Source organism: Kitasatospora sp. NPDC092286 (assembly GCF_044755565.1).
Lineage (GTDB): Bacteria > Actinomycetota > Actinomycetes > Streptomycetales > Streptomycetaceae > Kitasatospora.
On record NZ_JBIVRD010000014.1, the window covers coordinates 179,571 to 199,390 of the forward strand.

Genomic DNA, 19,820 nt, shown 5'->3' on the forward strand with positions numbered 1-19,820 from the left:
CGGCGGCCGGTCGACAGGAGGCAAACCCAGGGGGGCGAACAGCAGGAACGAAGGCGCTCCCGATGGGATTCACCAGCCACCCCACGCTCCCCTGGAGCGAGCTGCACCGACGCCTGGCCGGTGGCCGGCCGGGCCCGGCGGGTGGCGAGGTCGTCCCCCTCCGCCGACCGCCCGCCGACCCGGTCCACCCCGTCGACCCCACCGACCCCGCCGGAGAGCCCCCCGCCCCCTGGGCCGAGCTGCACGTCCACTCCGCCTTCAGCTTCCTCGACGGCGCCAGCGACCCCGAGGCGCTGGTCGCCGAGGCGGCCCGGCTGGGGATCGAGGCGCTGGCCCTGACCGACCACGACGGCCTCTACGGCGCGGTCCGGTTCGCCGAGGCGGCCCGCGAGGCCGGCGTCGGCACGGTGTTCGGCGCCGAGTTGACGATACGTCACAAAGATGCCCAGGCCGAGCACCTCCTCGTCCTGGCCCGCGATCCGGCCGGCTACCGCCGCCTCTCCGCGGCGATCGGTGCCGCGCAGCTGGCGGGCGGAGCCAAGGGCCGTCCGGCGTACGACTTCGCGGCGCTGGCGGACGCGCACGACGGGCACTGGGCGGTGCTCACCGGCTGCCGCCTCGGCCGGGTCCCCGCCGCCCTGGCGGCCCCCGACCCCTCCGGACGGTCCCCCGTCGCCGCCGCCGAGCTTCAACTGCACACCCTCGTCGAGGCGTTCGGCCGCGACAACGTGTACGTCGAGCTGATCGACCAGTGGCTGCCCGGCGACGACCTGCGCAACGACGCCCTCGCAGCCCTGGCTGCCGGGCTCGGCCTCCCGGTCGTCGCCTCCACCAACGCCCACCACGCGGGCCCGGCCCAGGGGCGGCTGGCGCAGAGCCTCGCCGCGCTGCACGGGCGCCGCACGCTCCAGGACGCGGCGGGCTGGACGCAGGCGGCCGGCACCGCGCATCTGCGCTCGGGGCGGGAGATGGCCGCCCGGCTGGCCCGCTTCCCTGGGGTGCGGCAGGCCACCGTCGAACTGGCCCGGTCCTGCGCCTTCGACTTCACCAGGCTCGACCCCGAGCTGCCCGGCTTCCCCGTCCCGCCCGGCCACACCGAGATCAGCCATCTGCGGACGCTGGTCGCCGAGGGCGGTCCGGCCCGGTTCGGGCCGGGGAACGGGCCGGCCCGGCGGCAGCTCGCCAAGGAGCTGGACGTCATCGAGGACCTGGACCTGGCCGGGTACTTCCTGATCGTCCACGACATCGTGGACTTCTGCCGCCGCGAGTCCATCTGGTGCCAGGGCCGGGGTTCGGCGGCCAACTCGGCGGTCTGCTACGCCCTGGGGATCACCGCCGTCGACCCGGTCCACTACAAGCTGCTCTTCGAGCGCTTTCTGAGCACCGCCCGGGACGGACCGCCCGACATCGACCTGGACATCGAGAACCGCCGCCGTGAGGAGGTCATCCAGTACGTCTACCGCCGCTACGGGCGCGAGCACGCCGCCCAGGTGGCCAATGTGATCACCTACCGGCCCCGGCTGGCGCTGCGCGATGCCGCCCGGGTGCTCGGCTATCCGCAGGGGCAGGTGGACGCGTTCAGCCGGCAGAGCGACTTCCGCTCCCCGCCCGGCGCGGACGCCGTCATCCCGGCCGACGTGCTGGGGCTGGCCGGGCAACTCCACGGGTTGCCGCGCCATTTGGGAATCCACTCGGGCGGCATGGTGCTCACCAGGGAGCCGATCGGCGAGATCTGTCCGACCGAGTGGGCCCGGATGCCGGGGCGGTCGGTGCTGCAGTGGGACAAGGACTCCACGGCCGGTGCCGGGCTGGTGAAGATCGACCTGCTGGGCCTCGGCATGCTCGCCTCGCTGCACGACACCTGCGACCTGGTCGCCGAACACCACGGCCTGCGCTACGACCTGGCGACCATCCCGGACGACGACGCGGGCGTGTACGCGATGCTGCGGCGGGCGGACACCGTCGGCGTCTTCCAGGTGGAGTCGCGCGCCCAGATGGCGACCCTGCCCCGGCTGAAGCCGGACCACTTCTACGACCTGGTGGTCGAGGTCGCGCTGATCCGCCCGGGTCCGATCCAGGGCGGCTCCGTCCACCCGTACCTGCGGCGCCGGGCCGGGACCGAACCGGCCGGCTGCCCGCACCCGCTGATGGAGAACGCGCTGGGCAAGACCCTCGGGGTGCCGCTGTTCCAGGAGCAGATGATGCAACTGGCCATCGACTGCGCCGGGTTCACCCCCGCGGAGGCGGACCGGCTGCGCCAGGCGATGGGGTCCAAGCGCTCGCACGAGCGCGTCGCCCGCCTGCGGGAGCGGCTGCTGAGCGGTATGGCCGAGCGCGGCATCCCGGAGGAGGTCGCCGAGGACGTCTACACCAAGATCGAGGCCTTCTCCAACTACGGCTTCCCGGAGAGTCACGCGATCAGCTTCGCCTACCTGGTGTACGCGAGCGCCTGGCTCAAGTACCACTACCCGGCGGCCTTCACCTGCGCGCTGCTGGCCAACCAGCCGATGGGCTTCTACGCGCCGCTCAGCCTGATCTCGGACGCCCGGCGGCACGGCGTCCGGGTGCGCGGGGTGGACGTCAACGCCAGCGGGCCACGGCCGACCTTGGAGCCGTACCGGGGGCCGACTCCGAAGCCGCCGCTCACCGCGGGCAAGCCGCAGCCGGCCATCCGGCTGGGCCTGGAGACCGTCCGGGGTATCGGCGCTCCGCAGGCCGAGGTGATCGCGGCCGGGCAGCCGTACGCGGACCTGGAGGACTTCGCCCGTCGGACGGGTCTGGCCGCGCCGGTGCTGGAGGCCCTCGCCACGGCGGGGGCGTTCGGCTGCTTCGGGTTGAGCAGGCGGCAGGCGCTCTGGGCGGCGGGGGCGTTCGCCGGGGTCACGGCGGCGCTGATCCCGGGCACCACGCCCGGCGCCGAGGCGCCGCCGCTGCCGGAGATGACCCCGGTGGAGGAGACCATCGCCGACCTCTGGGCCACCGGCACCTCCGCCACCAGCCATCCCGTTCAGCATCTCCGCGCCCACCTGGAGCGCGGCGGCGCGCTCTGTGCGGCCGAACTGCCGGACGTGCCGCCAGGCACCGCCGTGGTGGTCGGCGGCCTGGTGACCCACCGGCAGCGGCCGCCGACGGCGGGCGGGGTGCTGTTCCTCAGCCTGGAGGACGAGACCGGGCTGATCAATGTGATCTGCAGCCGGCCGGTCTGGGAGCCTCAGCGCCGTACCGCCCTCGACCGCGCCGGGCTGCTCGTCCACGGCCGCATCGAACGCGATCGCGGTGCCACCAACCTGGTCGCCACCCGGCTCGCCCCTCTCCGCATCGGGCCGTGAGGCGGTGGCAGGGGTGGTACCGAGGGTGGACGGGGATCCGGCAGGGGTGCCGAACGTCCGTGCGATGATCGCCACATGGACGCGACGCCCCGGACCGGAACCCGTCGGATACCGCCCCTCTCCCGCACGGCCCTGCTGCTGGCCGGCGCCGCCCTGCTGGCAGGCTGCGGCAGCACGCAGGTGACGGGCGCGGGCGGGGGAGCGCCCGCGCCGGGGCGTGGCACGGGCGGCCCCACCGGCGCGACGGCGACCGGCACCGCGACCTCCACCTCCGCCGCGACCGCCACACCGACGCCGACCCCCGAACCCACCTGCTCCCCGGAGGGCGTCCTGCTGGCCGCCGAGGAGGCGAACGCCGCGATGGGGCTGCGCGTCATGGCGATCCGGCTGACCAACTGCGGCACCCGCCCCTACAAGTTGAACGGCCGCCCCGACGTCCGCGTCCTCGGCGCCGAACGCGAGCCACTCGACGTCAACGTCCGCCGCGGCTCGGCGGGCATCGCGACCATCGACGGCTTCGACGCGGCCCCGGCCCCGGTGACGCTCCAGCCCCAGGAGTCCGCCGTGTTCCAACTGGTCTGGCGCAACACCGTCACCTCGGGCACCAAGGACAGCGGCCAGTACCTCGATGTCGCGCCCCTCCCGGGCCGCCCCCGTGTCACCGTCCCCGCCTATCTCGACCTCGGCACCACCGGAAAGCTGGGCGTCGGCGTCTGGACCAAGCCGAGCACCAACCGGCCGACCGCCCCCGCCTATCCTCAGACCCAGCCCCAGCCCCAGACCCAGAGCAGGCCTTAGCCTCGCGCTTTCACCGATAGGTCCGGGTCGTCGTCAAGAAAGTTGCACTCCTCAGGCCGGCGGATACGGATGCGCCTCCAGGATTTCCCTCATCGCCGACCTGCGCGCGCGGAGTGCCAGGCTGTGATGAGGAGAATCAGCGGCCGGGTGATCTCGGGTAGAGAGCTCTCGCATGGCGAACCGGAGGCCCGGGCGAAGGGTGATTCGGGATATCAGGAATTCCATCGAAAGGAGATCGCCGCAGCCGTCGCGGCTTTCCCCTGCTCCCAGGTCGCCGAAAAGGTTCACCAGGATCTGTTCAAGGAGTTCATCGGCCCCGAAGCCATGGCGGAGGCGAGTATTCCGAATGTGGAACCGCTCTCAAAGGGAACTCCCGGATGAGATGATCGCCGTTGATCCGCACTGAGCGTGACAATAGAGAGGGCGCGTGATGAGTCTTCTGGTGGCCGAGGAGCTGAGGCTCGACTTCGGTTCGACCCGAGCCCTGAACGGGGTGTCCTTCGATGTCGCACCACGGGAGATCGTCGCCGTGACGGGCTCCAGCGGCTCCGGCAAGTCGACGCTCCTCCACTGCCTGGCCGGCATCCTGCGGCCGATGAGCGGAACGGTCCACCTGAACGGCGAGCGCATCGACGACCTCCCCGAGGCCGGGCGCAGCCAACTGCGCCGCAAGGACTTCGGGTTCGTCTTCCAGCTCGGCGAACTCATCCCCGAACTCTCGATCCTCGAAAACGTGGCCCTTCCCCTGCGGCTCACCGGCACTACCCGCAAGGCGGCGGCCCAGCGGGCGGCCGAAGGCCTCGCCCGCCTGGAGATACCGGATCTGGCGGACAAGCGCCCCTCCCAGGTCTCCGGCGGCCAGGCCCAACGCGCCGCCGTGGCACGGGCCCTGATCCACCGGCCGAAGGTCGTCTTCGCCGACGAACCCACCGGAGCCCTGGACACCGTCAACGGCGAACGCGTCCTCACCGCCCTCACCACCGCCGCCCGCGACCAGGGCGCCGCAGTCGTCATCGTCACCCACGAAGCCCGCGTCGCCGCCTGCGCCGACCGCGAAGTCCTCATGAGCAACGGCGAGATCGTCGGCGTGAAGGGACGGGTGTGATGCTGCGCGCCCGCCTGTTCCCCCTCCTGCTGGGCCTCAGGCTCGTCCGCGGCTACGGCCGTTCGGGATGGGCACGCGTCTGCCTGATGACCGGAGGCACCGCGCTCGGCGCCGTCGTCCTGCTCACCGCCCTCGCCGTCCCCGGCATGCTGGGGCACCGGGCCGAGCGCACCGACGCCAGGACGGTCCTGTGCGCGGCCACCGACGGCCAACCCGCGGCCGGCTGCGGACTGATCGGGGAGAGCGTGTCCGACACCTGGCAGGGCACGCCCCTGCAACGCCAGCTCGTCCCCGCCGCCCACAGCGCCACCGCGCCGCCGCCCGGCCTCACGGGCCTTCCCCGGCCCGGCGAGCTCATCGTCTCCCCGGCACTCAAGAAGCTCTACGACACCCCCGGGAACCAAGCCCTGCGCGACCGCCTGCCCGGGCGCCTCACCGCCGTGATCACGCCGTCCGGACTCCTGCAGCCCGATGAACTCCTCGCCTACATCGGCGTCGACCAGACCCCGGACGCCTACGTCCAGCACCCCGCCGGGTACGGGCCCCAGGCCCACGGCGCGACTGGACCAGCCATCGTCGCCCAGGCCGGCGCCGTCGCGGACACCCGCAAGAACACCGTGACCCTCATCGTCGGGATCATCGCCGTCCTCACCCCGGTCCTCCTCTTCCTCGCCTCCTGCGCCCGCCTGTCCGCCGCCACCCGCGACCGGCGCCTGGCCGCGCTGCGCCTGCTGGGGCTGACACCGCGCCAGACCCAGGTCGTCAACGCCGGCGAGACGGCCGTCGTCTCGACACTGGGCGTCCTGGTGGGCCTGGCGGTCTTCGAGGCCCTGCTGCCCGCCGCGTCGAGCTGGACCGTCGCCGGCTACGGCTGGTTCTCCGCCGACCTCCAGCCCCCGCTGTGGCAGACCGCTGCCCTGCTCCTGGCCGTCCCCGTGCTGGCCGTCTGCGTGGGCGCGGTCGCGGTGCGCCGCGTCACCGGGGTCACCCGGGCAGCCCGCGCGGACGCGCTTCCCAAGCCCCTGTCCCCGTGGCGCCTGGCCCCCCTCGGGCTCGGCGCCGCACTCAGCGGCTACGCCGCCCTGAGCCCGGCCCCCGAGATGGGTGACCCCAACACCCCCATGCTTCTGGTGATGGGCGCGGGCCTCCTGCTCACCTTCGTCGGTGTCACGGCCGCCACCCCCCTGATCGCCAGGACCATCGGCGTCCTGCTCGGCCGCCTCGCCCGATCGGTCGCCGTCCTGCTGGGCGCCCGCCGTCTGGAGGTCGAGGCCGCCACCGCGACCCGGGTGGTGACGGGCCTGGTCCTGCTCGTCTTCGCCAGCACGCTCGGCCAGTCGGTCTTCGCCGCCGTCGAGTCACGTGCCTCCGCCGAGTCCTGGACCCAGCTCATGGCTCCCGGAGTCCTCCAGGGCCCGGCGGCGACGGCCGAAGGCCTGCCCGTGCCGGAATCCGCGCTCAGGGACGTGCCCGGCGTGCGCGAGGTCGTCCCGGTACGGCGGCTGCAGACACCGCTGCCCGCCGCGCTGCAGAACGCACCGGGCACACCGGCCGGCGCCGCCGGCATCCCGGCGGCTCCCCTGAGCATGCACAGCGCGGTCGTTCTCTCCTGCTCCGACCTGGCCACCCTGATCAAGCAGCCGCCCACGGACTGCCAGGAAGGCACCGCCTACTGGCTTCCCCAACCCCACCAGGGAACCGACCCCGCCGCCACGGGCCCCCTGACGCTCACGGCCCAGACCCGGCCCGGCGCCGCCGTGACCGTCACTCCTCCCACCCGCACCCTCGCGGTGCCCGACCTCTACGCCGTCTCCGACAACTCGCCGCTGGCCGCCGACATCCTGCTCCCGCCCGACACCCCTGGCCTGTCCGAGCTGAGCGCCCCGGCGGAGAGGTACCTGATCGCCACCGACGGGAAGTCCGCGACGTACGAGGCACTGAACGCGGCCGTGGCCCGCCTGGACCCGAGCCTGACGGTGTCCGTCCCGGACATCGCGCTGGAAGCGCAGTACCAGTTCCCGCTCTTCCGGGCCCTGCTGATCCTGGGGACGCTGCTCACCCTCGTCATCTCCTTCGCCACCATCGCGGTGGGGTCGATCGACCGGGCGATCGAGCGCCGTCGGGAGGTCGCGCTGCAGGCGGTGGTGGGTGTGCCGCTGCCGACCATGCGGCGCGCCCAGCTCGTCCAGATCCTGGTCCCCTACGGAGCGGGCATCGCGCTCGCCCTGGGCCTGGCCCTCCTGGCGGGTCGCGCCTACGGCCGCACCGGGGGGACCCCGGGCGGCGTCCCGCTGGACGCCTTCGCGAGCATTGCCGGCATCGCGGTGCTCGGCGCGGTGGCAGCCGGCCTCAGCGCGCTCCCGGCCCTGGGGCGCAGGGTCAAAGCGGAGTTCCTGCACCGCGAATGACCCTTCCCCCGGGTTCTCGGGCCGGCCCGAGAACCCGGAGACAGGCCGGTCGTGGGGGGCCTGGGCCTCAGGTCGTAGACGCCGATGGGGGAGAAGACCACGAACCAGTCGCTGCCCGAGCCGTTCCGCATCGACGCCATCTCCTCGCCCTCCGCCCATCGGGAGTCGAAGGAGTGGTACCGGCTCTCCCAGTCGTCCGGGTTGAGGGTGGCGTCGAGCATCGCGAGTCCGCGGCAGCGGTCGCGAAGGTCGGATACGGCGGGCAGGCGGCTGAGCAGTGTGTTCATGCAGCTATCCAATCCGGCGGGGCCGACAGGTCGGCATTCGGTGGACCGACGCGGCGCAGTCGTGGGGGGATGCCTGCGCCGCGTCGGGTCTGTGGGGGTGTGGGTGGGCGGGTGAGGGCTCAGAAGGCGGGCTGGTCGTTGAGTTCGACGATCAGCAGATCGGTGAGCCGGACGGTGTACCAGACGTCCTGGCTGCCGCCGCCGCCCCAGAGCTCGGTGAGGCGGACCGACGCGAAGCCGTACTCTTCGTTGACCTGCTGGACGGACCAGTTCTCCGGGACGTTCTGGGCGCGGAACACCGGGTCGGCGTCGTGTTCATTGGCCCAGGCGTCGAGGCGGAAGTTCAGGTGTGGGCTGAGGAAGCGCTCGCGGACGGCCTGTGGGGTCTCGCCGCTCTCGCCGAGCACCGCCCGCCGGTACTCCTCGAAGAAGGTGACCACCTGGTGGGCGGCGGGGGTGCCGGCCCGGACCTCCACCCGGGACACACCGGGTGTGCCGGCGGGCAGGGCGAGAGCCTGGGCAGGGGCGGCGATCAGGCCGCCGATCGCGAGCAGTGCGGCGGCGCCGGCCAGGGCGGCGCGCATGGTGTTCGTGCGATTCATGAGGGAATTCCATCATTCGCCAACGAACTCTGTATATCGCCGGAAGGGATGGTTTAGCCTGCTGGCGATATTCTTTGACGATTGGTCAGATGTAATTTTCGCCCGCGTCCCGGCCCTTTCCCGGCGCGCCCGCGAAGGCCTGCGCGATCGCCAGCCAGGCCGTCGCCGTCTCCCCGGAGGCGGTCAGGGCCAGATCGTCCCGGTGCCGGCGCTGGGTCACCAGCAGACAGAAGTCCAGCGCCGGCCCGCTCACCCGGTCCGCCGCGTCCTCCGGCCCCCACACCCACAGCCCGCCGTCCGGCGCGGTCAGTTCCAGCCGCACCGGGACCTCCGGCACCGGCAGCCCGTGCAGGGTGAACGCGAACCCCATGGTCCGCAGCCCCAGATGCGCGATGTGCCGCAGCCGCGCCGACGGCTCCCGCACCGCGCCGAGCGCGTCCGCGACGTCCTGCCCGTGCGCCCAGGTCTCCATCAGCCGTGCGGTCGCCATCGAGGCGGGCTTCATCGGCGGTCCGAACCACGGCAGCCGGATGTCGGTCGGCACCGCACCCAGCGCCGCCAGCACCCGCTCCCGCCCGGACCGCCAGCGCGCCAGCAGCAGCCGGGGCTCCTCGGCCGCGCCGCGCGCCGCACCCTCCTCCACCGGGCCCGCCCCCGCCGCCGACGGCTTCCCGAAGAGCCCGCCGACCGCCTCCGCGAAGGCCGCCGCGTCGCGCGCGGAGAGCTCTGCCCAGTCGTCCGTCCACGCCAGATGGGCGATCTGGTGCGCGATCGTCCACCCCTCGGCGGGCGTCGCACGGGCCCACTCCGCCGGCGCCAGAGCGGCCACCAGGCCGTCCAGCACCTCGCTCTCGGCCCGCAGATCGCCCAGCAGGCCGGCCAGCACGTCCGGAGCACCCGGCTCACTCGGGCTGTTCGGGCTCGTCATGGACATCCCCTTCGCATCGGTCGTCGTCCCGGGCACCGGTGACCCGCCGGTGACCCGCCGGTAACCCAGGGCCGCACCCTACGACGCGCCGCGCGGATCCGCCGGACACTCCACGGAACACGCACGTCACGACTCTCGCCACCGGCCGTACCGCGTGTGACAATCGCGCGATGACAAGGGCTGCGGACACCCCCATCCAGGCGGCCGGCGGCGCTGTCACCCGGGCCGTCACACCCGTCGCACCCGTTGCACCCGTCCCCGGAGGCCTCGCCCCGGACCGACCCGACGACCTCGCCGTCCGGGCCGCCGAGTTGGTCAGGGACGCCCTGCTCGGCGACCTCGCCCGCCGGGTGGTCGCCGACTGCGGCGCGGACGTCGGCCTGGTCGGGGTGCCGGACGAGGACCCCGCGCGGCGCGCCCGGGCGGGCGCGGGCCCGGACGGCATGGTGCTGCGCCGCTGGGCCGGTACCCGGGCCGATCTGCTGCACGACCTCGCCGTCCCCGCCGGGACCGGCCTCGGTGGCCGCGCGCTGGCCGAACGCGCCCCCAACTGGGTGCCCGACTACCGCGCCGCCACCACCATTTCGCACCACTACGACGCCGCTGTCGTCGCCGAGGACCTGTACGCGATGCTCACCGTCCCGCTGCTGCACGGCGGTACCGTCTACGGGGTGGTGTACGCCTCGCTGCGCGCCGTCGTCCCGTTCGGGGACGTCCGGATCGCCGCCGTCACCAAGCTCGCCGCGGCCGCCACCCGGGCGCTGGCCGGGGCCGCCGCCTGGAGCGGGCCGGGCCCCTGGAACGGGTCCGGCCCCCGAAGAGCCGCCGCGGCACCGCTGCCGACCCCGCTCACCCGCCGGGAGCACGAGGTGCTGCGCTGGGCGGCGACCGGCCGGACCAACCCGGAGATCGCCGCCCAACTGGGCCTCACCCGCAACACCGTGACCGGCTACCTGAAGAGCGCCATGCACAAGCTCGGCGTCCGCAACCGGACCGAACTCGCGCTGGCCGCGCGCGAGTCCGGCCTGGTCGACGAGGCGGGTTGAGTCGAAGGTCGAAGAGCGTTGCGGCGATGGTCAGTTGACCTTCCGGTCCCGCCCCGACCAGTACGGCTCGCGCAGCCGGAACTTCTGCAGCTTCCCGGTGGTGGTCCGCGGCAGCGTGTCCCGGAACTCCACCGACGTGGGCGACTTGTAGCCCGCGAGCCGCTGCTTGCAGTGCGCGATCAGCTCCGCCTCGGTCGTCGCCCCCTGCCCCGGCTTGAGCACCACCAGCGCCTTGACCGTCTCGCCCCACTTCTCGTCCGGCACACCGACCACCGCGACCTCGCCCACCGCCGGGTGGTCGTACAGACAGTCCTCCACCTCGATCGAGGAGACGTTCTCCCCGCCGCTGATGATGATGTCCTTCTTCCGGTCCGAGATGGTCAGATAGCCGTCGGTGAGGGTGCCGCCGTCCCCGGTGTGGAACCAGCCGTCCCGGATCGCCTCGGCGGTCTCCCGCGGCTGCTGCCAGTAGCCGTTCAGCACGACGTTGGAGCGCACCAGCACCTCGCCCTGGTCGTCCACCCGGACCTGGTTGCCGATCGCCGGCGCGCCCGCCTGCACCAGCCGCTCGGCCCGTTCGGCCGAGGGGAGTTCGTCCCACTCGGCGCGGGTGCGGTTGACCGTCACCACCGGCGAGGTCTCGGTCAGGCCGTAGATCTGCATGAACTCCCAGCCGAGTTCGGACTCGATGCGCTGCACCACCGAGGTCGGCGGCGGGGCGCCGGCCACGATGATCCGTACCCGGTCCCGGCCGGGGACGGGCCCGTCCCAGTCGGCGGCCGCCTCCAGCACCATCGAGATCACCGCCGGTGCGCCGCACAGGAAGGTCACCCCGTGCCGGTCGATCCGGCGCAGGATCTCGGCGCCGTCCACTTTGCGCAGCACGATGTGCCGTGCGCCCAGCCCGGTCAGCGCGAACGGCAGGCCCCAGCCGTTGGCGTGGAACATCGGCAGCGTGTGGAGGTAGACGTCCCGGTCACCGGCCCCGAAGTGCAGGCCCATCAGCACGGCGTTCAGCCAGATGTTGCGGTGGGTGAGCTGAACGCCCTTGGGGCGTGCGGTCGTTCCGCTGGTGTAGTTGATCGTCGCGGTGTCGTTCTCGGCGATCTCGTACCGGCGCGGCGCGTGCGCGAAGTCGTACAGCAGCGCGTCGCTGTCCGGGCCGATCACGAACTTGTGCTCGGCGACGACCCCGGCCAGCGGTTCGGCGACCTCGGGATCGACCAGCAGCACGGACGCGCCGCTCTGCTCGACGATGTACGAGACCTCCTCCGCCTTCAGCCGGAAGTTCACCGGCACCAGCACCCGGCCGTGCCCGCTCACGCCGTACAGCGAGGTCATCAGCCGGGCCGAGTTCTGCGAGACGATCGCGACCCGTTCACCCGGCCCGACGCCCAGCCGGTCCAGCCCGGCCGCCTGCGCCCGTGCCAGTTCGGCGACCCGGCGGTAGCTCAGCTCGCCCCAGGATCCGGCCGGCTGCACCGGCTCGTCGACGATGCCGACCCGGTCGCCGTAGACCAGCTCGGCCCGGTCGAGGAAGTCCATCACGGAGAGTGGAATCTGCATGCGCCCACTGTCCTCCGCCCTCCACATCCTGCACACCCCCGATCGGGGGTGTCACCCGTTCGGGGAAGGCCGGCCTTCGCTTGCCGATCCGGGGGCGACCAGCGGCCGGGAACGGGCGGCTGCTAGGAAGGTCGCAACGCACCGATCCGCGGTGGGAACGACGGGGGAGACCGGGACATGACCGACCGACCAACGGCCCCAGAACCTGTCCGACGGTCTCAGGTGAGCACCCTCACCGGCACGTTCCCGGTGGCCGACGGACTGCTCCTGCGCCCGTTCCGGGACGAGGACGGACCGGCCCTGGTGGAGATCTACCGCGATCCGCTGCTGCGCCGTTTCACCAGGCTCCCGGTGACGGACGCCGGGGACGCGGCCCGCTGGCTGGACGTGCAGCGCCGGGGCCGGGCGGACGGCGACCGGTACAGCTTCGCGGTGCTGGAGCCCGGCGCGGCGCGCGCGGGGGAGCAGTTGGTCGGCAACGTGGTGCTCAAGTGCGGCACCCCGGGCGGGGCCTCGGCCGAGGTGGGCTACTGGACGGCGGCCGCCGCCCGGGGCCGCGGCGTGGCCCCGCGCGCGGTGGAGGCGCTCACCGCCTGGGCGTTCGAGGTCTTCGCCGCCGACGGGCTGGTCCGGCTCGACCTGCTGCACCAGGTGGACAATCCGGCCTCGTGCCGGGTGGCGGAGAAGTCCGGCTACCGCTTCCGGGAGGTCCTGCCCGCCCGGCCGCCGTTCCCCCGGGACGGCCATCTGCATGTGCGGACGGTGACCCCGCCCGGCTAGCGCTCCGGCCGCACAGGTTCGCCGGGTCGGGCGGTCAAGGTTCTGCAGCTCGGCACCGGCAGGGCCAGGATCACGGTGCCCCGCGACGCGATCGTCGACGTCGAGGATCTGCACACCGGGTGGAAGGACTTGCTCTACAGGACCCGGCGGCGCTCCGGCTCCGGCGGGCCGAGGATCCGGATCTCCGGGACCATGGGGTTCGGACGGTTGAAGGCCACGTGCGGCGTCAGGCAGGATCGACGAGACCCGTAAACAGGTTGGACCGAAGCGAAGAAGCAGGTCAGAGTGGTCTCATGGCTTCTCTTGTGCGACATGTGACGATCGATTGCACCGACCCCTTCCGCCTCGCCGAGTTCTGGGCGCAGGCGCTGGACGGCACGGTGGGCGAGGACGACAACCCGGGCGACGCAGAGGCGGTGGTGGAGTCGGCGGGGGCCTCGCTGCTGTTCATCGGCGTTCCTGAGGGCAAGTCGGTGAAGAACCGCGTCCACCTGGACCTCCAGCCGCAGGACCGGTCCCGGGAGGAGGAGGTGGAGCGTCTGCTGGCCCTGGGGGCCACCCTGGTGGCGGACCACCGCACCCCGGACGGGCTCGGCTGGGTGACCCTGGCGGATATCGAGGGTAACGAGTTCTGCGTCGAGCGCAGCGCCGCCGAGCGGGCCGCGACCACCGGCGCCTGATCCCGCGTCCCCGGCAGCCCGGCAGCCCGGGTCCCCGCGTTCCAGGGATCCGGGCTTCGGTGGCGCGGGCTTCGGTAAACCGCGCGCCCGTCCTCAGTCGATCGTGGCCGACCACGGGCCCCGGGACAGGTGGATCACGCCGTCCGGGGTGACGGTCGCATCGGCTCCGTACAGCGGCAGGCCGCCTTCGACCAGGCTCCTGGTCCGGACCCGTTCCAGCTCGGTCCAGAGCCGCTGGGGCCCGGCCTGGTGGACGATGGGCGGCTCGAACCGGACGGCCGTGGCCCGTGCCCACGATCCGTCGCGGTGGACCAGGTACGCCGTCCGGCACCCGGCCCTCTCTTCGAAGTCGTACTCGATGCCGGGCACCGAGACCGACAGGAACGACCAGGTCTCCCACGCCTCCCGCACATCGCTCACGGGGTAGCGGCCGGTCGTGATGGACTCACCCTCCGCCTCGCGGGCGGTCGGGTACAACTCGGCTGGTCCGGTTGGGTAGTTCGCGTCGTGCCGGGTGCCCATGAACCCGGCCCGGTCGCGTTCGATGTGCCCGCGCGCTCCGCCGTCCGGGGTCTTCCAGGCCGTGAGGATCAGTGCGGTGTCCCGGATCGTGGTGACCAGGCGCCCGCCCTTCCGCAGCGCGGCGAGCCACGATGCCGGGACCGGCCGGACGCCCACCGTCGAGACGATGCGGTCGTGGTCGCCGGGGAGGGGCCCCGTCGCGTCGACGGCGGCGAACGCCGGGTGCAGGCCGAGGGCGGCCAGCCGGTCCCGCGCGGCGTCCACCAGGTACGGGTCCACGTCCACGCTGGTCACATGCTCGGAGCCGAGCCGCAGCGCCGCGTAGGCGGTCAGCCCGCCGGCCCCGGTGCCGATGTCCAGCAGATCGTGCCCCTGGTTGATCCGGCCGTGCCGCAGCATCTTCACCACCAGGGCGGCGAGCGTGGCCGACGACGTGGGGAGCCCGGTCGGGTGGTCACCGGGCTCGGCGTGGTCGGCGTGGTGCCCGCCGACGCTGGTCACGGCCGACTCGTTGCCGTAGGCGACTCGCGCCCAGCGCTCCGGGTCGTCCGCTCCCTTGTGCAGCGTCCAGCCCTCGGGCCCGTTCTCCCACCAGTTCGGGAGCAGGGTGTGCCGAGGGGTGTCCGCGACGGCCGCGCGCCAGCGGGAGTCGGGTTCGGTGGCGCGCTCTGCCAGGGCGGCGGCGTGGTGCTGCCAGTTCATCAGCGTGTTCCTTTCCGGTAGTTGCCGGTGATCTCCGGCTCGGCCATGCGAGGCACCCTGGGTGCTTCACCGACCTGGGGCTCCGTGATTGCGGTCACGAAATCACCGCTCGCATGGGTGAGTTGATGCATGGTGGTGCCCCGCCCCGGACGGGGAAGGGCCTCGACCGGCGTCCGGGGCGGGATTCTTCAGAGCGCCTTGCGGGCCCGTTCGTACGGGTTCTGTACGACGGCCGGCCCGGCGCAGCGGAGTGCCCAGGTGAAGGGCTTGCCGTTCTCGTCCAGGCTCCGGAAGGCGACGGTGGTGTACCGGACTTCTCCGGTGATCGGGTCTCCGGTCCGCTCGCGTCCGAGGAACACCCCAGTCCGCCCGTCCGGAAGCGTGGCCTCGGCCTGCAGGGCGGGCAGGTCGAGGGATTCGACGCACCCGCCCTCCGCCCGCCGGGGGCAGCCGCAGTTCAGCGTGCGGACCGCGGCCAGGGTCGGCGCGCCGCTCTCGAATGCAGCTGAGTTGGCGTACAGCGGGACGTACCCGTCGGCAACGATTCCGGGGGAGTTCATCGGTAGCACGGTGCTGGTCCTTCTTCGGGTCCTCGCTGGACTCGTCCAGCGGCGCGCTTCTCGGCGTCCTGCTTGTGCGCGCCGGGTTCGGCCTTGCTGTTCATCCCTTGTGGCGACGCTCAGTTGGGCGGCCTCACCCGTCCCGCCGGGGTGTCCGTGACGGGCGGGGCCTCGATTCCGCACGGGCGAACCGACGTGCTCCCCGTCGTCCGCGCGGAAGATCAGACCGGCCGGTCCGGGGGCCAGGCACCCCGGGGGCGACGGTGGCCCGGGTGATCCGGGTGGTTGTCCATCAGCACGCCGAGCAGGCTGAGGGTCGTCTGCGGATCGAACACCGGGCGGTCGAGTTCCTGCCGGATCATGCTTCGGGTGATCTCGCGGCCGATCTCGGCCTCGTACTGTTCCTGCGCGAGTATCCGGTCGTACTCGCGGGCCGCCCTTCGGCGCCTGGGGCTGACCCAGAGCACCGGGGGCCAGAACTGCAGGTAGACACCCCAGACCCAGGTCCACGTCACCCGGGGTTCGGTGGCCAGTCCGCGCAACATCCGGCCGAGGAAGGCGAGTCGGGAGTGGGGGTTCACGCGATGGCCCCCTCGGTACGGGCGTGCATGCCGGTCTGCAGCCGGGCCCGGTGCCGCTTCCGTTCGGCGCGCTCGAACCCGACCACGCACAGGGGGAGTTTCATCGGATCGTCAGGGGGGCCGTAGGTCGGTCCCGGCGCGACCAGGGTCCACCGGTCGCAGCAGAAGCAGCGGCCGAGGTTCCACGCCGTCCGGTCCGGCAGCGTGTAGCGCTCCATGAGTGGTGCCCTACGCCGCGTCGCCGGCCGAGGGTTCGGGCAGTCGTCCGGGGGGCTTGCCCCGACTCGTGGCCGGCTTCGAGTCCATTGGTCTGACGAGCGGTTGGATTTCGCTCGGGTAGGTGGTCCACTCGATCCCGCCGTGTTCCGGCCGCAAGTAGACCTTGCCGGACTCGGTGCCCATGTAGGCACCGTGGACGCCTCGGTGGGCCATGTCCTTGACGATTTCGCCGAGCTGGGGGACGTACAGGGGGTCGGTGGGGGTGTTTCGCCGCGTCAACGTCCGTTCCTCTCCGTAGTGGATCCACTACCCAGGGCTGCCTACTGTGGCTTACAGTTGGAAGCGTCTTCAACCTGTCGGAAGAGAACGAAAAGTTGGGGCGGTGGACTATGAATCGCCGGGAGCTGGACCCAGACTCGTCGCCGGGTGCCGCCTTCGGGGCACGACTCCGCAGTTCACGAGAGGAGCGCGGGTGGATTCAGGATGAGCTGGCTGAACGTATGGGCTACTCGGGAACGCATGTCTCCGCCGTTGAAACAAATCGCAAATCCCCAACCCGTCGATTTGCGAAGAGAGCTGACGAAGCGCTGGGAACCGGAGATGTGTTCGAGCGCCTGTGGCGGGTGGTCCGGCACGCGGCACTACTTGAGGGCTTCCCGGAGTACGTGCTCCACGAGGCCCGAGCGGTCGAGATCCGACTCTTTGAGTTGGGGATCATCCCGGGGCTGCTCCAGACGCCGGAGTACGCTGCGGCCGTCGCAGCCGGAGCAGTGCGACGGAGAAGCATTACCGAGCAACAGGCCAACGAGCGTGTCGCGTTCCTCGCGGAGCGACAGGCCCGCCTGGATCGGGACTCGCCGCCGCTGATTCACGCGGTGCTCGATGAGAGCTGCATCCGTCGGCCGGTTGGTGGCCGGGCGGTCATGTCCGCGCAGCTGGATCGGCTGGTTGCCTTTGCCGAGCTGCCGCACACGGTCTTCCAGGTGGCCCCGTACGAGATAGGCGAAAGCCGATCGTTCGACCTGCCGGTGAATCTCTTGACGCTCCCTGACAGATCGCTGGCGTGCTACGCGGAGTCCGCGCAGCAAGGGCACCTGGAACGGGACAGCGAGTCCGTACTACCTACGCTGACCGCCTACCATCAGCTACAGGCCGAGGCGCTGTCGCAGGCTGCCTCCGTGGCCATGATCCGCCAGCTACGAAAGGAACTACCGTGACCGAACCTCGCTGGTTCAAGTCCTCTTACAGCAGCAACGGTGGCAACTGCATCGAGGTGGCCGCCAACTTGGCCAGCACCCACGGTGCCGTGCCCGTGCGTGACTCCAAGGACCCCGAGGGCCCTGCCCTGGTCTTCCCTGCTGCCGCGTTTGCCGCGTTCGTGGCGGGCGTCAAGGTCGGCGAGTTCGGCACCGTCTGACGCCGCGCCCCGAGACCCCACCACCTCTCCTCGATGTGGTGGGGTCTCTCGCTGTCTCACACAGGGTGCGTACTGCGAGTGCCGCCTGTCGGGGCGTTTGGAACGAAACAGCGAGTCCGCACCCATGCGACCGCCTACCATCAACTACAGGTGGAGGCACCGTCGCAGGCTGCTTCCATGGCCGTGATCAGCCGGCAATGAAGGGGAACTACCGTGACCGAACCTCGCTGGTTCAAGTCCTCTTACAGCAGCAACGGTGGTGACTGCATCGAGGTGGCCGCCAACTTGGCCGGCACCCACGGTGCCGTGCCCGTCCGTGACTCCAAGAACCCCAGCGGTCCCACCCTGCTCTTCCCCACCGATACGTTCGCTGCGTTCGTGGCAGGCGTGAAGGCCGGTGAGTTCGGCGCCGCCTGACGCCACGTCTCCCAGCGTGGAGGAATCTCCGTTCGCAAGGCAGGAGAAGAATAGCACTCATGACCGACTCAGATCTGTCCGGCGCTTCCTGGTTCAAGTCAAGCCACAGCGGCAACGGCGGTTCCTGCGTTGAGGTAGCCCCCGACTACCCCGGGCTTGTGCCCGTCCGCGACTCCAAGGATCCGAGCGGCCCCGCCTTGATCTTCCCTGCTGATGCGTTCGCCGCGTTCGTCGCGGGCGTCAAGTTGGGCGAGTTCGGCACCGCCTGACCATCAACTACAGGACGAAGCACCGTCGAAGACTGCTTCCGTGGCCGTGATCAGCCGGCAACGAAGGGAACTGTCGTGACCGAACCTCGCTGGTACAAGTCCTCATACAGTGGCAACGGCGGGACATGTGTAGAAGTCTCGCCCGACCACCCGGGCATCGTGCCCGTCCGAGACTCGAAGGACCCTGAGGGTCCCGCCTTGGTCTTCCCCACCGATGCGTTCGCCGCGTTCGTGGCAGGTGTCAAGGCCGGAGAGTTCGGCACCGTTTAAATCTGCCGGTTACGAAAGGGAACTGCCGTGATCGAACCTCGCTGGTTCAAGTCTTCGTACAGCAGCAACGGCGGTGAATGCATCGAGGTGGCCGCCAACCTGGCCGCAACCCACGACGCCGTGCCCGTGCGTGACTCCAAGGACCCCGAGGGTCCCGCTCTGGTCTTCCCCGTCCTCGCGTTCGCTGCGTTCGTCGCGGGCGTCAAGGCCGGGGAGTTCGGCACCGTCTGATGCTGCGCCCCGAGCGCACACCGCCCGAGATCCTGCCACCTCTCCGGCGTGGTGGGGTCTCTGCTCGCAAGGCATGAGAGGAACAGCACCCATGGCCGACCTGGACCTGTTCGGCGCTCGTTGGCGCAAGAGTTCACACAGTGCCCAAGAGGGGCAGTGCGTCGAGGTGGCTCCGGACTATCCCGGGCTTGTCCCTGTCCGTGACTCCAAGGACCCTGAGGGTCCCGCGCTCGTCTTCCCTGCCGCCGCGTTCAGCGTGTTTGTGGCGGGCGTCAAGACTGGCGAGTTCGGCACCGTCTGAGGCGATGTCTCTCGGTGTGGAGGAATCTCTGTTCGCAAGGTACGAGAGGAGTAGCACCCATGACCGATCCCGTAGACCTGACCGCTGCTTCGTGGTTCAAGTCGAGCCACAGCCAGAACGGCGGTTCCTGCGTCGAGGTGGCCCCCGACTACCCCGGGCTTGTCCCCGTGCGCGACTCCAAGGACCCCGAGGGCCCCGCACTCGTCTTCCCCACCGCCACGTTCGCCGCGTTCGTCGCAGGCGTCAAGGCCGGTGAGTTCGGCACTGTCTGATGCTGCGTCCTGAATGCACATCGCCCGAGACCCCACCACCTCTCCGGCGTGGTGGGGTCTCTGTCCGCAAGGTACGAGAGGAATGGCACCCATGACCGATCCCGTAGACCTGACCGCTGCTTCGTGGTTCAAGTCGAGCCACAGCCAGAACGGCGGTTCCTGCGTCGAGGTGGCCCCCGACTACCCCGGGCTTGTCCCTGTCCGTGACTCCAAGGACCCTGAGGGTCCCGCGCTCGTCTTCCCCACCGCCACGTTCGCCGCGTTCGTCGCAGGCGTCAAGGCCGGGGAGTTCGGCACCGCCTGATCGACGGCATACGGACCCGGACCCGGACCGGGTGTGGACGGTCACGTAATTTCCCCGTTGTCCCCCTCTCCCCAAGGCCTGCTCGAACTCGCCTGCAGCATCATCCGCCTCCGACGGCTCCGCAAATCATTCTTACTGATCGTTTCAAAATGAGTTCAGCTCAGGGGCTTGGCAGTTGATGTGTTCGGGCGGCAGAGTGCTCCACGTGTCGGATGATCTTGTGCCT

General features: G+C 71.4%; 24 protein-coding genes and 1 pseudogene. 18 read left to right on the forward strand and 7 right to left on the reverse strand.

What is annotated here, in order from left to right:
- The first annotated feature begins 62 nt into the window (after nt 1-62).
- From ACIQIB_RS17155 to ACIQIB_RS17175, 5 genes are all read left to right on the forward strand, one after another.
- A complete protein-coding gene (locus tag ACIQIB_RS17155) occupies nt 63-3,329 on the forward strand; it encodes an error-prone DNA polymerase (protein ID WP_400758726.1) in 3,267 nt (1,088 codons plus the stop codon).
- Between the two features lie 75 nt (nt 3,330-3,404).
- Entirely contained in the window at nt 3,405-4,127 is a 723-nt protein-coding gene (locus tag ACIQIB_RS17160) for a DUF4232 domain-containing protein (RefSeq protein WP_400758728.1), read from the forward strand.
- Nucleotides 4,128-4,253: 126 nt separating this feature from the next.
- Nucleotides 4,254-4,508 (forward strand): hypothetical protein, encoded by a 255-nt coding sequence (locus tag ACIQIB_RS17165; RefSeq protein ID WP_363613896.1) that lies wholly within the window; start codon nt 4,254-4,256, stop codon nt 4,506-4,508.
- A gap of 49 nt (nt 4,509-4,557) precedes the next feature.
- On the forward strand, nt 4,558-5,232 hold the full coding sequence (locus ACIQIB_RS17170) for an ABC transporter ATP-binding protein (RefSeq protein ID WP_363613898.1): 675 nt from the start codon (nt 4,558-4,560) through the stop codon (nt 5,230-5,232).
- Nucleotides 5,232-7,640, forward strand: coding sequence for an FtsX-like permease family protein (locus ACIQIB_RS17175; protein WP_400758730.1), 2,409 nt, complete (start codon nt 5,232-5,234; stop codon nt 7,638-7,640). The genes ACIQIB_RS17170 and ACIQIB_RS17175 overlap by 1 nt, the downstream gene beginning before the upstream one ends.
- 406 nt (nt 7,641-8,046) lie before the next feature.
- Here the strand turns inward: ACIQIB_RS17175 and ACIQIB_RS17180 are convergent, their stop codons facing one another.
- Together ACIQIB_RS17180 and ACIQIB_RS17185 are read right to left on the reverse strand one after the other, a co-directional pair.
- A complete protein-coding gene (locus ACIQIB_RS17180; RefSeq protein WP_363613902.1) occupies nt 8,047-8,529 on the reverse strand; it encodes a hypothetical protein in 483 nt (160 codons plus the stop codon).
- 85 nt (nt 8,530-8,614) lie between these two features.
- Nucleotides 8,615-9,457: a TIGR03084 family metal-binding protein gene (locus ACIQIB_RS17185; RefSeq protein ID WP_363613904.1), complete on the reverse strand. Its 843-nt coding sequence runs from the start codon at nt 9,455-9,457 to the stop codon at nt 8,615-8,617.
- Between the two features lie 170 nt (nt 9,458-9,627).
- Here ACIQIB_RS17185 and ACIQIB_RS17190 point away from each other — a divergent pair, with 170 nt between their 5' ends.
- Entirely contained in the window at nt 9,628-10,503 is an 876-nt protein-coding gene (locus ACIQIB_RS17190) for a LuxR C-terminal-related transcriptional regulator (protein ID WP_400656383.1), read from the forward strand.
- 30 nt (nt 10,504-10,533) lie between these two features.
- Here the strand turns inward: ACIQIB_RS17190 and ACIQIB_RS17195 are convergent, their stop codons facing one another.
- Nucleotides 10,534-12,069 carry an AMP-binding protein gene (locus ACIQIB_RS17195; RefSeq protein WP_400758732.1) on the reverse strand — a complete coding sequence of 512 codons (1,536 nt, stop codon included), beginning with the start codon at nt 12,067-12,069 and terminating at the stop codon, nt 10,534-10,536.
- Between the two features lie 222 nt (nt 12,070-12,291).
- On the opposite strand from ACIQIB_RS17195, the gene ACIQIB_RS17200 reads away from it, so the two are divergent.
- The 3 genes and pseudogenes from ACIQIB_RS17200 to ACIQIB_RS17210 all read left to right on the forward strand — a co-directional run bounded on the left by ACIQIB_RS17200 (nt 12,292) and on the right by ACIQIB_RS17210 (nt 13,529).
- Complete coding sequence (locus ACIQIB_RS17200) at nt 12,292-12,849, forward strand: GNAT family N-acetyltransferase (RefSeq protein ID WP_400758734.1); 558 nt, start codon at nt 12,292-12,294, stop codon at nt 12,847-12,849.
- 42 nt (nt 12,850-12,891) lie between these two features.
- Nucleotides 12,892-13,101, forward strand: a pseudogene (locus tag ACIQIB_RS17205) (hypothetical protein); the annotation flags it as partial.
- A 41-nt stretch (nt 13,102-13,142) separates the two neighbouring features.
- The gene (locus tag ACIQIB_RS17210) at nt 13,143-13,529 is read left to right on the forward strand and encodes a VOC family protein (RefSeq protein ID WP_363613912.1); all 387 of its coding nucleotides are present in this window, start codon (nt 13,143-13,145) and stop codon (nt 13,527-13,529) included.
- A 93-nt stretch (nt 13,530-13,622) separates the two neighbouring features.
- Here the strand turns inward: ACIQIB_RS17210 and ACIQIB_RS17215 are convergent, their stop codons facing one another.
- From ACIQIB_RS17215 to ACIQIB_RS17230, 4 genes are all read right to left on the reverse strand, one after another.
- Nucleotides 13,623-14,753, reverse strand: coding sequence for a methyltransferase domain-containing protein (locus tag ACIQIB_RS17215; protein WP_400758736.1), 1,131 nt, complete (start codon nt 14,751-14,753; stop codon nt 13,623-13,625).
- A 188-nt stretch (nt 14,754-14,941) separates the two neighbouring features.
- Nucleotides 14,942-15,313 (reverse strand): hypothetical protein, encoded by a 372-nt coding sequence (locus ACIQIB_RS17220; RefSeq protein ID WP_400758738.1) that lies wholly within the window; start codon nt 15,311-15,313, stop codon nt 14,942-14,944.
- Between the two features lie 221 nt (nt 15,314-15,534).
- A complete protein-coding gene (locus tag ACIQIB_RS17225; RefSeq protein WP_400758740.1) occupies nt 15,535-15,894 on the reverse strand; it encodes a hypothetical protein in 360 nt (119 codons plus the stop codon).
- Nucleotides 15,891-16,112 (reverse strand): hypothetical protein, encoded by a 222-nt coding sequence (locus tag ACIQIB_RS17230; RefSeq protein ID WP_400758742.1) that lies wholly within the window; start codon nt 16,110-16,112, stop codon nt 15,891-15,893. The genes ACIQIB_RS17225 and ACIQIB_RS17230 overlap by 4 nt, the downstream gene beginning before the upstream one ends.
- Before the next feature lie 390 nt (nt 16,113-16,502).
- Here ACIQIB_RS17230 and ACIQIB_RS17235 point away from each other — a divergent pair, with 390 nt between their 5' ends.
- The 9 genes from ACIQIB_RS17235 to ACIQIB_RS17275 all read left to right on the forward strand — a co-directional run bounded on the left by ACIQIB_RS17235 (nt 16,503) and on the right by ACIQIB_RS17275 (nt 19,594).
- Nucleotides 16,503-17,330: a helix-turn-helix domain-containing protein gene (locus tag ACIQIB_RS17235; RefSeq protein WP_400758744.1), complete on the forward strand. Its 828-nt coding sequence runs from the start codon at nt 16,503-16,505 to the stop codon at nt 17,328-17,330.
- A complete protein-coding gene (locus ACIQIB_RS17240; RefSeq protein ID WP_400656366.1) occupies nt 17,327-17,530 on the forward strand; it encodes a DUF397 domain-containing protein in 204 nt (67 codons plus the stop codon). Before ACIQIB_RS17235 ends, ACIQIB_RS17240 begins: the two co-directional genes overlap by 4 nt.
- Nucleotides 17,531-17,743: 213 nt before the next feature.
- Entirely contained in the window at nt 17,744-17,947 is a 204-nt protein-coding gene (locus ACIQIB_RS17245) for a DUF397 domain-containing protein (RefSeq protein WP_400656363.1), read from the forward strand.
- Between the two features lie 59 nt (nt 17,948-18,006).
- The gene (locus ACIQIB_RS17250) at nt 18,007-18,216 is read left to right on the forward strand and encodes a DUF397 domain-containing protein (protein WP_400656361.1); all 210 of its coding nucleotides are present in this window, start codon (nt 18,007-18,009) and stop codon (nt 18,214-18,216) included.
- 75 nt (nt 18,217-18,291) lie between these two features.
- Entirely contained in the window at nt 18,292-18,486 is a 195-nt protein-coding gene (locus ACIQIB_RS17255; protein ID WP_400656359.1) for a DUF397 domain-containing protein, read from the forward strand.
- A 27-nt stretch (nt 18,487-18,513) separates the two neighbouring features.
- Nucleotides 18,514-18,717: a DUF397 domain-containing protein gene (locus tag ACIQIB_RS17260; RefSeq protein WP_400758746.1), complete on the forward strand. Its 204-nt coding sequence runs from the start codon at nt 18,514-18,516 to the stop codon at nt 18,715-18,717.
- A 91-nt stretch (nt 18,718-18,808) separates the two neighbouring features.
- On the forward strand, nt 18,809-19,018 hold the full coding sequence (locus ACIQIB_RS17265; RefSeq protein ID WP_400656357.1) for a DUF397 domain-containing protein: 210 nt from the start codon (nt 18,809-18,811) through the stop codon (nt 19,016-19,018).
- A gap of 59 nt (nt 19,019-19,077) precedes the next feature.
- Complete coding sequence (locus ACIQIB_RS17270; RefSeq protein WP_400758748.1) at nt 19,078-19,290, forward strand: DUF397 domain-containing protein; 213 nt, start codon at nt 19,078-19,080, stop codon at nt 19,288-19,290.
- A gap of 91 nt (nt 19,291-19,381) precedes the next feature.
- Nucleotides 19,382-19,594 carry a DUF397 domain-containing protein gene (locus tag ACIQIB_RS17275; RefSeq protein WP_400656353.1) on the forward strand — a complete coding sequence of 71 codons (213 nt, stop codon included), beginning with the start codon at nt 19,382-19,384 and terminating at the stop codon, nt 19,592-19,594.
- Nucleotides 19,595-19,820 lie beyond the last annotated feature (226 nt).

Coding starts and splice junctions, on each gene's coding strand:
- ACIQIB_RS17210 (WP_363613912.1), top strand. CDS start 13,143: ATGGCTTCTCTTGTGCGACATGTGACGATCGATTGCACCGACCCCTTC.
- ACIQIB_RS17265 (WP_400656357.1), top strand. CDS start 18,809: ATGGCCGACCTGGACCTGTTCGGCGCTCGTTGGCGCAAGAGTTCACAC.
- ACIQIB_RS17215 (WP_400758736.1), bottom strand. CDS start 14,753: ATGAACTGGCAGCACCACGCCGCCGCCCTGGCAGAGCGCGCCACCGAA.
- ACIQIB_RS17250 (WP_400656361.1), top strand. CDS start 18,007: ATGACCGACTCAGATCTGTCCGGCGCTTCCTGGTTCAAGTCAAGCCAC.
- ACIQIB_RS17175 (WP_400758730.1), top strand. CDS start 5,232: ATGCTGCGCGCCCGCCTGTTCCCCCTCCTGCTGGGCCTCAGGCTCGTC.
- ACIQIB_RS17160 (WP_400758728.1), top strand. CDS start 3,405: ATGGACGCGACGCCCCGGACCGGAACCCGTCGGATACCGCCCCTCTCC.
- ACIQIB_RS17180 (WP_363613902.1), bottom strand. CDS start 8,529: ATGAATCGCACGAACACCATGCGCGCCGCCCTGGCCGGCGCCGCCGCA.
- ACIQIB_RS17230 (WP_400758742.1), bottom strand. CDS start 16,112: ATGGAGCGCTACACGCTGCCGGACCGGACGGCGTGGAACCTCGGCCGC.
- ACIQIB_RS17185 (WP_363613904.1), bottom strand. CDS start 9,457: ATGACGAGCCCGAACAGCCCGAGTGAGCCGGGTGCTCCGGACGTGCTG.
- ACIQIB_RS17165 (WP_363613896.1), top strand. CDS start 4,254: ATGAGGAGAATCAGCGGCCGGGTGATCTCGGGTAGAGAGCTCTCGCAT.
- ACIQIB_RS17235 (WP_400758744.1), top strand. CDS start 16,503: ATGAATCGCCGGGAGCTGGACCCAGACTCGTCGCCGGGTGCCGCCTTC.
- ACIQIB_RS17170 (WP_363613898.1), top strand. CDS start 4,558: ATGAGTCTTCTGGTGGCCGAGGAGCTGAGGCTCGACTTCGGTTCGACC.
- ACIQIB_RS17155 (WP_400758726.1), top strand. CDS start 63: ATGGGATTCACCAGCCACCCCACGCTCCCCTGGAGCGAGCTGCACCGA.
- ACIQIB_RS17270 (WP_400758748.1), top strand. CDS start 19,078: ATGACCGATCCCGTAGACCTGACCGCTGCTTCGTGGTTCAAGTCGAGC.
- ACIQIB_RS17275 (WP_400656353.1), top strand. CDS start 19,382: ATGACCGATCCCGTAGACCTGACCGCTGCTTCGTGGTTCAAGTCGAGC.
- ACIQIB_RS17190 (WP_400656383.1), top strand. CDS start 9,628: ATGACAAGGGCTGCGGACACCCCCATCCAGGCGGCCGGCGGCGCTGTC.
- ACIQIB_RS17195 (WP_400758732.1), bottom strand. CDS start 12,069: ATGCAGATTCCACTCTCCGTGATGGACTTCCTCGACCGGGCCGAGCTG.
- ACIQIB_RS17220 (WP_400758738.1), bottom strand. CDS start 15,313: ATGAACTCCCCCGGAATCGTTGCCGACGGGTACGTCCCGCTGTACGCC.